This window comes from Telluria sp. ZT3P25 (assembly GCF_059685895.1).
The window spans coordinates 1-12,368 of sequence record NZ_JCASIJ010000008.1 but is presented as its reverse complement, the minus strand read 5'-3'; the positions used below and the strand labels follow the sequence as shown (position 1 = coordinate 12,368).

The 12,368-nt window shown below is 63.1% G+C and carries 9 protein-coding genes and 1 rRNA gene; 3 read left to right on the top strand and 7 right to left on the bottom strand.

Features of this window, described 5'->3' with window-relative positions:
• Positions 1-364: 364 nt before the first annotated feature.
• Complete coding sequence (locus AC56LY_RS24370; protein WP_499583702.1) at positions 365-775, top strand: DUF2061 domain-containing protein; 411 nt, start codon at positions 365-367, stop codon at positions 773-775.
• Position 776: 1 nt separating this feature from the next.
• Here AC56LY_RS24370 and AC56LY_RS24365 read toward each other — a convergent pair whose 3' ends face one another.
• On the bottom strand, positions 777-1,511 hold the full coding sequence (locus tag AC56LY_RS24365) for an SDR family NAD(P)-dependent oxidoreductase (RefSeq protein WP_499583701.1): 735 nt from the start codon (positions 1,509-1,511) through the stop codon (positions 777-779).
• Complete coding sequence (locus tag AC56LY_RS24360) at positions 1,508-2,548, bottom strand: patatin-like phospholipase family protein (RefSeq protein ID WP_499583700.1); 1,041 nt, start codon at positions 2,546-2,548, stop codon at positions 1,508-1,510. Before AC56LY_RS24360 ends, AC56LY_RS24365 begins: the two co-directional genes overlap by 4 nt.
• An 18-nt stretch (positions 2,549-2,566) precedes the next feature.
• Here AC56LY_RS24360 and AC56LY_RS24355 point away from each other — a divergent pair, with 18 nt between their 5' ends.
• Complete coding sequence (locus AC56LY_RS24355; RefSeq protein ID WP_499583699.1) at positions 2,567-3,799, top strand: phosphatase PAP2 family protein; 1,233 nt, start codon at positions 2,567-2,569, stop codon at positions 3,797-3,799.
• Positions 3,775-4,392: a CDP-alcohol phosphatidyltransferase family protein gene (locus tag AC56LY_RS24350; RefSeq protein ID WP_499583698.1), complete on the top strand. Its 618-nt coding sequence runs from the start codon at positions 3,775-3,777 to the stop codon at positions 4,390-4,392. Before AC56LY_RS24355 ends, AC56LY_RS24350 begins: the two co-directional genes overlap by 25 nt.
• On the opposite strand, the gene AC56LY_RS24345 is transcribed toward AC56LY_RS24350, so the two are convergent.
• From AC56LY_RS24345 to rrf, 5 genes are all read right to left on the bottom strand, one after another.
• A complete protein-coding gene (locus tag AC56LY_RS24345) occupies positions 4,343-6,136 on the bottom strand; it encodes a bifunctional alpha/beta hydrolase/class I SAM-dependent methyltransferase (protein ID WP_499583697.1) in 1,794 nt (597 codons plus the stop codon). The two genes, AC56LY_RS24350 and AC56LY_RS24345, sit on opposite strands and share 50 nt — an antisense overlap.
• Positions 6,133-7,032, bottom strand: a complete 900-nt coding sequence (locus AC56LY_RS24340; protein ID WP_499583696.1) for a phosphatidate cytidylyltransferase — start codon at positions 7,030-7,032, stop codon at positions 6,133-6,135. Before AC56LY_RS24340 ends, AC56LY_RS24345 begins: the two co-directional genes overlap by 4 nt.
• Before the next feature lie 133 nt (positions 7,033-7,165).
• Complete coding sequence (locus AC56LY_RS24335) at positions 7,166-8,650, bottom strand: DUF3999 family protein (RefSeq protein ID WP_499583695.1); 1,485 nt, start codon at positions 8,648-8,650, stop codon at positions 7,166-7,168.
• 19 nt (positions 8,651-8,669) lie between these two features.
• Positions 8,670-11,921, bottom strand: coding sequence for a DUF2339 domain-containing protein (locus AC56LY_RS24330; RefSeq protein ID WP_499583694.1), 3,252 nt, complete (start codon positions 11,919-11,921; stop codon positions 8,670-8,672).
• A 357-nt stretch (positions 11,922-12,278) separates the two neighbouring features.
• Positions 12,279-12,368, bottom strand: a 5S ribosomal RNA gene (gene rrf, locus AC56LY_RS24325); the annotation flags it as partial.

Sequence of the window (12,368 nt, the reverse complement as noted above, 5' to 3'; positions counted from 1 at the left end):
CCCACACTTATCGACTGTTAATTTTTAAAGAACTTTATTCGGTGCTGCTTCTGCCGTTTGCTACGAAGCGTTGTGTTCGTTAGCAGCAGAGAGGCGAGATTATGAAGTGTTTCTCAATTTTCGTCAACCCCTTCTTTCCTTCGCTGTCGCTGCTTTTAAGCGGCGTCTGCGTCGGGCAGAACGAGACTATAACAAACCTGTGACATGTTCCGCAAGGGGCTTCTGAAATACGGAAGACTATCGGAAAATTTCATTCAATAGTCACCGTCTATCACTATAGTAGATATATATGACTTCGTGCGCCAATCGAGAATGACTATCATTTGACTCTTCCGTATCAATACGTGCAATCCCAGGAGCCAACATGGTCGTCGCTGCCAAGAAAACCAGTCAAGTCATCACCCACATGGCCATCGCTTTTGCCATTGCCTATGCGCTTACTGGTTCGGTCATGTTCAGCGGCCTGGCGATCATTATCGAGCCTCTCATCAATGTGCTGCTGCTTCCGTTTCACGAGAAAGCCTGGGAGGCCATCCGTGCCCGGGCTCGCTCCGAGCGCGAACGCTATGCGCGAATCGCGGGCGAGAAAGTCAGCCAGACTGCCCTGCACATGGTCGTGGGATTTACCGTGATCTACTGCGCCACGGGCTCGCTCGCTTCCGGCGGCATCGCGGCCATCGTTGAACCGGTGTGCAATGTACTGCTGCTGCCGATCCATGACCGCTTCTGGGACCGGCTCGAATTGCGCGTCGCCGGCCAGCACGGCGCGGCCTGATTCACTTGCGGCGCAGGTTGCGCAGTCCTGTCGGCAGCAGATTGAACAGGCGGACCATCCAGTGCAGCTGCCATGGAAAAACGCAGCGCACAGCGCGCTGCTCGATCGCCTCCACCATGCGACGGACGGCATCCGCTTCGGCCATCAGGAACGGCTTGTCGTCCGCATTGCCGCCATTGAGTTCACGCAGGCGCGCGGTATCGACATACCCGGGCACGATCGTCGTCACCGTGATGCCCCATGGTGCCAGTGCCTTGCGGTAGGTATCGCAGATGCCAATTGCCGCCCGCTTGCTGGCACTGTAGAGAGAATCTTCCGGATACGCCTTCAGCAAACCGGCGATCGAGGCCACGGCCACGATCTGCCCATGCCCTCGCCCGCGCATCAAGGCCCCAGCGGTGTCGAAGGCCGCAACCAGTCCACCGATGTTCGTCTGCGTGAGTCGCAGCCCCAGTGCCGGTTCTGCGGCCAGACCGGCAGCGTCGACATACTGGCCGGCCGTGATAATCAACAGATCCAGACCGTCACCACCGAAATCCTGCACAGCGCCAGCCACCGCAGCGCGGTCGGCAATATCGAACGCATAGGTGCGCACACGCTGCGCGCTGGCCAGTGGATGCCCGTCGAGCCGTGTGAGATCGCGCCCGCACAATGCCAGGTGCGCACCTTGTGCGGCGTAATGCACGGCCAGGGCGAGGCCGATGCCGCTCGTGCCGCCGATGATCATGATGTTCATTGCTGCGCTTTCGTCAAAGCGGCCATCCCCTTGCGGTAGCCATAGTCCCATTGCATGCGCACCTGCGCCACATAGGCATCATGCGAGGCCGGTACATCCAGCCCGATACGATTGGCACGCCAGTCGATGCGCTTGCCGATGCCGTGCGCACCCAGGTCGCGTCCGACGTCGCGCGTGTCGAACCAGGCTGCGGCCTGCTGCGCATGGACATGCCGCAGTCGCGCCGCGCCATCGAGCCCCAGCACCGCGCGTAACGCCGGCAGCGCCAGCCACGGATTGAAGGGCGACTTGCGCTCCATGATCACCTCACGTGCGAGTGCCTGCGCCAGCTCGATCGGGAACAGGTCGATCACGCCACCTGTGTAATGCCGCCCCTGGCTGGCATGGCTGGGAAAGTAAAACATGTCCGCCACCGAGATCCGGACGGCATCGTCCACCGGCATCGCCGTGTCGGTCTGCAGATGCGATGCGATCGCGCCGCCGCTCCAGCGCGGATCGGCCGCCGGCGCGGCATGCCCGGCCAGCAGCGCTGCCACACGCTGCGGCCCGAACACCACCTGCTCGAACAACGTGCGCGCGCCGCGTCTGGCGCCGACATCCTCGGGCCCGAACAGCAACCGGCCACCGACAATGGCCAGCACCGGCGCATCGGGCAGCCCCGCCTGGGGCAGCGGCAGCACCTCGGGCAGCTCGAACAGATAGTCACCGAACAGGTCCGGCACGCGCGGCGCAGCAGTGCCCGTGATCCAGCGCCATGCAGCGCCACCCAGCACCCGCGGTAGCGCTGCGTTGACGCCGGGCCGGATCGCGCGCAGGAAGCGGTGCATCGGCGTTGAGGCGATCCAGTCCAGGCGCGCTGGCGCATCGGGCAAGCCGGCGATCACCGCCGCGGCGATGGCGCCACCACAGGTGCCCAGCAGCAGATCGGGCCGGCGCCCGCAGTCTTCCGCCGCCGCGTGAACGCCAAGATAGTAGGCAAAGCGAAAGCCGCCTCCCGCCAGCACCAGGCAGCGTGCGTACTGTTCTCGAGTCTCCATCCGATGCATAATGCACAAATGCAACAGCAACCACAAGTCCAACGCCTCCCGCGCCAGCCAGGTGGCGTGCCGATGCGACGGCGCTGGGTGCACCTGGCGCTCAATGGTCTTGTTTTCAGCATCTGCTACCCGCTCGCGAACCTGCTGGCGCACCAGCAACACACCCGGCGCAGTCTCGCGTTGGCATGGGACGGGACGATTGCTTTCGCCGCGTGGATGGTGGTGCCGTACATCACGTCGGGGCTGATCTTCATGCTGGTGTTCTTTGCCGTGCGCACGGCCGAACAGCTGCGCGTCGTCAGCCGGCGCCTGCTGCTGGCCACCGTCGCCGGTTGCCTCGTGTTCGCCATGGTGCCGGCCCGTTTTGCATTCGAACGGCCGACTCTGCACGATGCCGTGCCCGCCGCCCTGTACTGGTGGCTGGACCTGGTCGACCAACCGTATAACCAGTTCCCGTCGCTGCACGTGGCGTACTGCATGATCTTCTGGTGCGCCCTGCGCCCGTTGTGCGGCGGGTGGACCAGAGCCGCGCTGGCGGCCTGGCTGCTGCTGGTTGGCGCCAGCACGGTATTCACGTGGCAGCACCATCTGCTGGATGTGGCGGGCGGCGTCGTGCTGGGCCTCGCAGCCGTCGCAACGATCCGGCCCGGCGCAACGCGCGCCCATACGGTCGCGTTTTCTTACCTGATCATGGCCGCTCTGGCACTGTTCGGCGCGATCGCGCTGGGCAGCCCGATCGCCGCGTATGCGGCGGCCAGCCTGCTGCTGGTGGCAGCCGCGTACCGCACGCGGCGCGCCGGGTTTCTTGGCAAGCAGGCTGGCCGCCACCCACTGCGCGCCTGGCTGCTGTTCTGGCCTTATCTGGCCGGTTACCGCCTGACCTGGCTGCTGGTGCGGCTACGCGAACGCGGTCGCCCTGCGCTGATGCAGATGGCACCTGGCCTGTGGATCGGCCGCCGCCTGAGCAACGCCGAAGCACGCTGGCTGCCGCCCGATTGCCATGTCATCGACCTGAGCGCCGAGCTGCCCGAAACAGCGCGCCTGCGCGGTAACTACCTGCATATTCCCCTGATGGACCTGCACGCGCCCCGCCCCGCCCAGCTGCGTGCGGTGCTGGCTGCGATCGCGCAGCACCATGCGGCAGGCCGTCCCGTCTACGTCCATTGCGCCATGGGCTACAGCCGCAGCAGGCTGATTGCCCGACTCTATCTACGAAAGCATCTGCCATGTCCTTCTCGATCTACCAGCTGAAACCCCGCTTCCAGCAACTGCTGCGGCCCGCACTGGCGGCCCTTGCGCGCGCCGGCGTCACGCCGAACCAGATCACGCTGGGCGCGATGGTCCTGTCGATGGTCTATGGCCTCGCGCTTGCGCTCGATCCGGGTAACGCCGCGCTGTGGTGCGGCCTGCCGCTGTTCCTGCTGCTGCGCATGGCCCTGAATGCCATCGACGGGATGCTGGCCACGGCAACCGGCAACAAGACGGCCCTCGGCGCCTTGCTCAACGAGCTGTGCGACCAGTTGTCGGATGCCGCGCTGTACCTGCCGTTTGCGCTTGCGGCCGGGATCCAGCCGGTTGTGGTGGTGCTCGCCGTTGTGGCAGCGCTGCTCACCGAGTTTGCCGGTGTGCTGGTGCAGGCGCTCGGGGCGCCGCGCGGCTTCGAGGGCCCGATGGGCAAGAGCGACCGCGCCTTTGCCTTCGGCGTGGTCGCGCTGCTGATTGGTACGGGCGTCGCGCCCATCTGGGCCAACGGCGTGCTGGTACTGGTGCTGCTGCTGTCGGCGCTGACCGTCTTCAACCGCCTGCGCCGGGGACTGCATCCTTGCGCGCCAGCGACACGCTGAAGATCCCCTCGACACCGATTGCCGTGTCGAGTTTGCGCGCACCGGCCAGAGCGACCAGCGCATCCATCTCGGCCTGCGGGCGCGGGCGCATCTTCCAGGGCTTGCCCTGGTGGTTCACCAGCGTGTAGGCGATCATGTCCAGCTGCGGATGCCACGGCTGTGCGGTGTAGATCAGGTAACCGCCCGGCCGCAGGCTGCGCACCACGCCCTCGAGCGAGGCCAGGACCTGCGCGTTGTCGCTGAACAGCTCATACAGCCCGGAGACGATCGCGATATCGTAGCGGTCCTCATGACCGGCATAGCTGTCGGCACTGAACGCATCGCAGCGCTGCACGTCGACCGGCACCTGCAGCTGGAGCGTCTGCGCCAGCTGCAGCGCGTTGTCCACGTTGTACTGCATATAGTCGCGCAGCGTGACTTCGATGCGGCGGTCCTGGAACCGCTTGACCGTCTCGAGCACGTAGCGTGCCGAGCCGGCCGCGATGTCGAGGATGCGCAGCGGCTCGTGCGCCGGATGGGCCGCGATGCGCTCGGCCAGCATGTGCTGCAGCTGCACCTTGCGCACCCGCACGCCGCGCCAGCCGACCGCATCCAGATAACCGCGGTCGATGATCTTGCCCACACCAAGCCGGCCGCCGGCCTGGTTGCGGTAGACGTAATCGAGCGACTCGCCCGAATCGAAGCCGTTCTTCAGGCCGATACGCATGCCGTCGCTCAGTGGCCCGAGCACGCCCAGCATCGTGCGCTGCAGGCCGAACCAGGCGCGCGTGGCGGCGCTGCCGCTTTCATCGCGCTCGAGCGCCGCATAGGCCTGCGCCGTGTGGCCACTGCGGTCGGCGCCGATGTACTGCGCCGGCGCGCGCGGCGCGGCGGCAAAACAGGCGGCGATGAAGTCCACGCTGGCCTGGATTGCCACCGTGGTGTCGCGCTCATAGAACACGGCGTGGTAGCAGTCCTCCAGCCGCACGTAGCGTTTGATCGGGGAACTGAGGCGCTCGAAGAAGCGCTGCTGCGGCGCTTCGGCCACCACGTAATCCTTGTCCGCGGCCAGCATCAGCACCGGCACGTCAATTGCCGCGGCGTCGCCGACGATCCGTTCGGCCGTGTCGTTCAGTTCGAGCAGGATGCGGGCCGAGATGCTTTTCGCGATCAGCGGATCGCTGGCGTACGCATCGGCTTCTGCTTTCGAATGCGTGAGCATGCCCGGGCGGATGTAGCTGGTGACGAAGAGGTCGGGCTTGAAGCGCCGCGCGAAGCGCAGCGCAGGCTTGGCCAGCGGGACGTACAGCTTGATGCTGAAGGCGGCAGCGGCCATGATCAGACCACGAATCGCCGGCGCGTAATCGTGCACCCAGGTCGCGGCGACGACCGCGCCGACGCTGTTGGCAACGACGATGGTGTCTTGCGGCGCGATGCCGTAAGTCGTGGCGACGTGCTGCGCGAAGCGATCGAGATCGTCGACCAGCGTCGCGAAATCCGGCGCGTCGCCACGTTCGCCGGGCGAGTGGCCGTGGCCGCGCGCGTCATACGCGAACGCCCAATCGCCCTGCATGCCAAAACGCCCGACCAGCGGCGCGATGCGCCCCGAATGTTCATGCCCGCGGTGCAGGAAGATCAGTGCGCGCGGTGGCCGCGTGGCGGGCAGCGTCGCCGGTTTCCAGGCGCGGTAGAACAGGCGCGTGCCGTCGCTGCCGGTAAAGCCGGATTCGATCGTGGTCCATGCCATTGGGTGTTCGAGTTTCATGCTTGTCCTTGTTGGGTGATGCGCAGCAGGCAGTACAAGAGGGGAGCGGTCAGGACCAGACTGTCGACGCGGTCGAGAATACCGCCATGGCCCGGAATCAGGGCAGAAAAATCCTTGATGCCCAAACGTCGTTTCGCCGCTGAAAACATCAGGTCGCCCGCAAAGCCGGCCAGCGACAGCAGGAGACCGAACACGGCAAGCGTGAGTGGGCCGGCCAATCCCAGATAACTGCCAAGTGCGAGACTGACGACTTGCGACACCACGATCCCGCCGGCCAGGCCCTGCCAGGTCTTGTTGGGGCTCACGCCGGGTGCGATCTTGTGACGGCCGAACAGCTTGCCCGAGACGAACTGGGCAATGTCGTTGAGTGCGGTCAGGATGAACAGATACAGTGCCCATGCAAGGATGGTCTGTTCGCCGAACGGCAAGGTGGTGAAGATGGCCAGGATCAGCATTGCACCGGCGGTGACCAGAAAAATCAACCAGATCAGCGCGCTGGACCCGGGCCGGCGCCAGCAATACAGCGCACCGATCGCGAGGACAGTCGCAATCAAGGGCAGTGCCATGGCCGGCAGAAAGACGCCGATAGCGATGGCGCCAAGCAGGATGCCGCCAGCACCGAGGCGGAAATGCCGGCCGTCGACATGGGTGTCAAGCTCAGCAATGGCCAGCACGCATACGAGCAGGCACAAGGCGGGCAGGCCCAGCGGATAAGCAAACAGCGCAAGCGTGACAATGGGGAAAATTCGCCACCAGGCATTGACCTGATGCTGCAGCATCGAGGGTGGCGCACCGCGCGACACGCGCCGGATGGACAGCGACGCCACGGCCAGCAGCGCATACAGTGCGGCCAGGGCAATGCCGGGCTGCGGTCCGGCGTCAAAGAACGGAAACATCGTGGCTGCCGAAGGTTGCTATCAGTGAATTATAGCGATATACCGACTCTTCGTTGCCTATTTAGCAGCCTATTGATTGTGTTGGGAGGGCCATGTCGTGGCATTGACGCGTGCTGATCAGGCTTGTTGTTGACTACTTCGAGGCATGCAGCTCGCTGTCGGACGCAGTGTCGGATGCCGGCACATCAGACGCATCGGCCTTCATCTGACGGAACAGGTGCCAGGCCATGGCAGTAAGAGCGGCAAGGCCGCATACCAACATGCCCCATAACCAATACCGACGGTTGCTGCCGGTAGTACCACTACCCTCCACGGTCGTATCGGACTGTTGCTGTCGCACGAGCGCCCCCGGTGTCGCGGATTCCAGCTCGGCCAATTCACGGAGTGTGAAGCCCGGCGCAACCTGGGATAGCGGAACGCCGGCAGCTGTCGCGCTGGTACGGCCGAACGCCAGGTGGTAGGGCGCCTTGCCAGCCGCCACAAACACGATGGTCGCAGGCGCCCAGCGCAAGCGCAAGGCCGGCCGTTCCAGGATAGGCGTCAGTGGCCGGGCTACCCAGGTGGACGCATTGGTGGCGGTAATCTCGACGTCGCCGGATACGCGCTGCTGCCCCTTCTGGGACAGCTGATAGAAGGTCGTATTCAAGATCGGCTGCAACTGCGTCACGACCCGTTCCCCCGGTTTGCGACTACGCGTAGTCTGGTACTGTCCCACCATCAACGGCATGACGACGTTTTGTCCTTGAAACACGAAGCCGACAGTGATTGCCGGAATCGCGACAGGTGCGGCATAGAGTACATCGCGTCCCTCGGCAGCAGGCACCCCCGGCAAAACGATGGTATCGAGTTGCGTGGCAGCGTATTGCTGGACGACATATTCAGCATTGATGTCGACAAACGCAAGTGGCTTGCCGTCGAGCCAACGAAGCCGGGCATAACGAAACGACTGCGGCGAAAATTCGATGCGGTGCTTGCCGACGCTGGCGCCGCGGTCGTTGACCAGCCAACTGACTGCCGCTTCGGCCAACAGGTCCCAGTCCTGCAGGTCGTTACTTGCATCGAGCGCGACGTGCGCGTTGTAGCTGCTCATCCCTGCGGGCAGCGATAACGTCAGCGCGCCCACTGGGGCTGCTACGCTGACCTTCGCCGCCAGCGCCGCCGGCTGAAGGTCGAGGATCAGACTTTGCAGCGTATCACTCGCTGCGCGCGATGGCGTGGTCACCGAAATGACGGCGCCATCGCTGCGGGTACGGATCTGCAGGCTTTCGGGCATTGGTCCTGCATCCCGGGCCGCGCCGTACAGTGGAAAAATGGCGACTGGTGCAGTGGCTCTCTTCTCGACGGCGGGTGGCGCCTGATCGACCAGTGCGAAAGGCATGGATGCGCCGGCAGCGTCGAACACGCGCAGATCATGCAACGCCGACGAACGCGCGTTCAGATAGACCGCGCGCGGCAGTGATAGTCGCACGACGGCCTGGCTGCTGACGATGCGCAAAGGCAGACGATACGAATAGTCAGCAGGCCCATCGGTGGGAGTGGCTGGATTCGCGGTGCTGGCAGCGCCCGCCAGCACGAGTGCCATGATGGCGCAGCAGCGTTTGCAGAGAGAAATCGGCATGGGTGAATCTCCCGTTTGGTCAAGCTGGCGTAGCGATTGACGCCTCTTGTGGTGCTTTCGGATACGGCGCCAGATAGCCGACCAGCAGCAGCAACAGCCCGACACCAACAAACGACACGACGCGCGCCATACTGCCCTCACTTGCCAGGTCGACCAGAAACAGCTTGCCCACCACAATGCCGTACAAGAGTGCGCCGACCCACCAGAGCCGCCGTTTGACCATGCGTGACGCAATGCGCATGAGCGCGAAAGCACTCGCACCCCAGGCCAGAGAGAGCAAGGCCTGTACGGTCTGCGAAGCAGCGAGGTCGGCAAGCCGATAATCGATGCCCAGGTACTGCGCCGCACTGCGTAGCAGGATGAGATTGAACCAGAGCCACGCTGTCACCACACTGGTCATGCGCAGCGTGTGCAGAACGGACTGGTCCAGCGCAAACCGGGCGGCCAGCTGCCGCGAAGCGCTCACCCACAGTATCAACACGAACCCGGTGGTCAGATCGAGCGGGTTGAGTAGTGGCAGGTAGGGCAACGGGGCCATCGCGCCATCGTGCCGCAGATTCCACAGGGCGACAGGCAACATCGTCAACATGATCCCCACTGGAACAGCAATCGATCGGTACCAGTCGGCAATCGGCGCAGTAGGCCATCCCCCCATCATGCTTCGACGCAGCAACCCGACGAGGACCAGCATCATTGCCCACGTCGGCAGGTAATTGCTCCATGCCGCGTCCGTGACCCAGCCGCCTTGCAAGATTACTGCGCTGTCGTTTGGCGTAGCGAGCCATCCGTCGATCAGGATCGCGCCGGTTGGCCACAACGCGAGCCACGGCCCACCCGTGCGTACGGCGTGCAGCAGTTGCAAGACGGTGGGGTTCAGGAATGACCCGCTGGTATGCCAGCGCAGCATTGCCTGTTCGCTGCCCATCCATGCAACTGCCCATGTGATCCAGAAAGCGGCGTCTGGAAGCGCATGCACGCCGTACAGCAGTGCAAGCGAACGCAGCGTGATCATGCCCAGCGCAGCCCAGCAGACAGGGGCAAACCAGCGTAACTGCGGCCAGGAAAAGCGCGATGCGCAGTGTACGCACACGATCGACGTGGCCGCGATGCCAGGCACATACAGTGCGAGCCAGAGGGAATCCACGCTGCCCAGGGTGACAGGCAGATAGCCGACGAACCGACCGGCTGCGACATTCAGAGTGCAGACCCACCAGATGCCGCTCCACAGCAGCAGTAACGCTGACAGGTAGCTGCCCTCTTTCCCGGACGCGGCTCGCTGCAGCGAGCGACTGGTGGCGAACGCCGCCACGGCCAGGATCACCAGGCCAAGCAAGGGCATCTCGTCATTTGGCTCCACCATGCTCAGCCATGACAGCCCGGGTGTCGTCGCGATGGCCAGGCCGATGGCGCCTGCGATCTGGGTAGCCAGAACCAGTTGGCGCGCGGTTGTCCAGACCATCCGCAGACTGAGGGCATACAGCAGCAATGCCGTGAGCATCGACCCGATCACGATCCAGCCTGCCAGGATGGCGCCCGAGAAGCGCAGGGTCACTTCCGTCAACCATCCGGCCAGAAGCCACAGCACCGCGAACATCAACGCCGTGTTGGCCAACGTATTGGCGGCCAGTGAAGACAGATCCTGCCTGTCGATGTTGTTGTCGCTCTGGCGGAATGCCAGAGCCACCGCAAATGCGCCGGCGGCGAGCAGCAAGAACCCCAGCCACAAGTTCGCCGTCAGTGCTGCAGCCATGTGGATACGAGACAGCGCGGTCATGAAGCTGGCCCAGGCGCCAGCCTGCAACAACAGTCCACAAACCCAGATGGCACGCCGCTGGTGGCGCAAGCCGAACCACACGAAACCGAATCCTTGCAGCGCCCACGCGGCCGAGGTCCAGCGCGCATCCAGGGCAAACGGGATCGTCAGCGTGCCGAAAATGGTGCCAAGGACAGTAAAGGTCCGGACCAGGGTGCGCCAGCGCTCCTTGCCGGCACGCCAGAGAATCGTTCCGGCCACGAGATAAAATCCCCCCAGTCCCAGTGCTGAAAATGCCAGTCCGAACGGCATGTCCCTGACCAGCCCGACCTGAAACCCGAAGGTCAACAGCGGTGTTCCCATGATCAGCGTGACATCGACATAATCCTGCAACCTTGTTCTCGTGCGACCCGCGAATGCGAAAGGGATCGCTGAGTAGCACAGGAAAAAAAGAATCAGAAATGCCTGCGCCGAGGTGTAATGGTCCGGGGTGTACTGCAACCCGCCCCACGCCCCAGCGACACCGAACGTGAAGACAAAGCCCAGCAGATTGAGCTGGTGCCACGACCGCTTGAACGCCAGTGCAAACACGCCGACGTTCAGCATCGCGTAGTAAGAGAACAAGGCAATGTGATTTCCCTGTCCGGTCGACAACAGCAGCGGGCAGGCGAAGCCGCCGGTAATGCCGAATGCCGCGAGCCACGGTGCCTCCTGCAAAATGGCCAGAAGGCACGTGAATACGGTGAGCGACACCAGCAAGGCAAATGCGAATCCCGCCGGTATCAAGGCGTAACGCTGGAATGCGCTGAAGATCACCAGCATCAGGATGGCGATGGCGGTTCCCTGTACCGGCAAGCCGATCCCGCTGTGCTTGGTACGCAGCCGCCAACCCCATCCCAGAAGGCCCATGTCGGCCAACACCAGCGCAGCTAGCCGCAGTTCGCTCGGGATGATGATGGTGGCCGCAACATACTTGAGCAGAAATGCAATACCGATAAACAGGATAACCAGGCCGAGCTTGGCGACCAGATTGCCGGTCATCAGCCAGGTTTTGACTGCAACCAGCCAGCGAGGTGGCGGTGATACCTCGTTGAGTGAAGCATCAGGGTCCAACGGCGGCGTGATCGTATCGCGTTGAATCGGGCTGCCACGGCTGCGGCCGCGGCGGGGAGTACCTCGTTTTGCTTGTGGCGACCGATGAGTTGTCTGGGCGTTATCGGAACTGGCACTGGCACTGGCAGCGTCCACCTCCTGTACTTGTGCAAGAGCGCTATCTGGCAAGACGTCAGGTGGTGCCTTTTCAACATCATCCTTCGACACTGTGGAAACGGTCGCGTCGGCACGACGAGGCGCCGGTGTTTCCAAAGGTGACGGAGATAGCTGTTTGACCTTCTCGCGGAGCAAAACCAGCTGCTCTTCCAATTCGCTGATTTGATAGCCGCGTCGCAGTCCCACAAGCCAGGCCGCAATGAAGGGATAAGCCGATATTATCAACACCCATGTGGTGATCTCACTCATGGCGGCCCTTCATGTGAAGTACTTGGCTCCGCCAGTCCGAGTCCTTGCGTTATGCGACAGTCCCCTTGGCGTCAAAGAAATAGTAAGAGCCAGAAGCACGCCCAAAAATGAACCTGTTTGACCGTTGCGCCCGATCAAATCATAGGTTGGTACATGGGGTTTTGCTGCCACAGTGTGGCCAGGGACGTATTACAGATGCTGCAAATTCTAGCGAGCCTGAGGATGAGCAGCACGCCAAACAGGGAATAACAACCTGCGGGAATGGGTTGGATGGTTGATGGGCTAATCGCATAAAATCGATCGCCCAAAGCGAAAAGCCCCACTCAGATCACTGAGTGGGGCTTTTCTATATAACTAGCCTGACGATAACCTACTTTCACACTGGTTGCAGCACTATCATCGGCGCAAAGTCGTTTCACGGTCCTGTTCGGGATGGGAAGGGGTGGG

Bases quoted from the DNA above. Each gene is read 5' to 3' on its own strand.
- AC56LY_RS24370 (WP_499583702.1), top strand. From the start codon at position 365: ATGGTCGTCGCTGCCAAGAAAACCAGTCAAGTCATCACCCACATGGCC.
- AC56LY_RS24365 (WP_499583701.1), bottom strand. From the start codon at position 1,511: ATGAACATCATGATCATCGGCGGCACGAGCGGCATCGGCCTCGCCCTG.
- AC56LY_RS24360 (WP_499583700.1), bottom strand. From the start codon at position 2,548: ATGGAGACTCGAGAACAGTACGCACGCTGCCTGGTGCTGGCGGGAGGC.
- AC56LY_RS24355 (WP_499583699.1), top strand. From the start codon at position 2,567: ATGCAACAGCAACCACAAGTCCAACGCCTCCCGCGCCAGCCAGGTGGC.
- AC56LY_RS24350 (WP_499583698.1), top strand. From the start codon at position 3,775: ATGTCCTTCTCGATCTACCAGCTGAAACCCCGCTTCCAGCAACTGCTG.
- AC56LY_RS24345 (WP_499583697.1), bottom strand. From the start codon at position 6,136: ATGAAACTCGAACACCCAATGGCATGGACCACGATCGAATCCGGCTTT.
- AC56LY_RS24340 (WP_499583696.1), bottom strand. From the start codon at position 7,032: ATGTTTCCGTTCTTTGACGCCGGACCGCAGCCCGGCATTGCCCTGGCC.
- AC56LY_RS24335 (WP_499583695.1), bottom strand. From the start codon at position 8,650: ATGCCGATTTCTCTCTGCAAACGCTGCTGCGCCATCATGGCACTCGTG.
- AC56LY_RS24330 (WP_499583694.1), bottom strand. From the start codon at position 11,921: ATGAGTGAGATCACCACATGGGTGTTGATAATATCGGCTTATCCCTTC.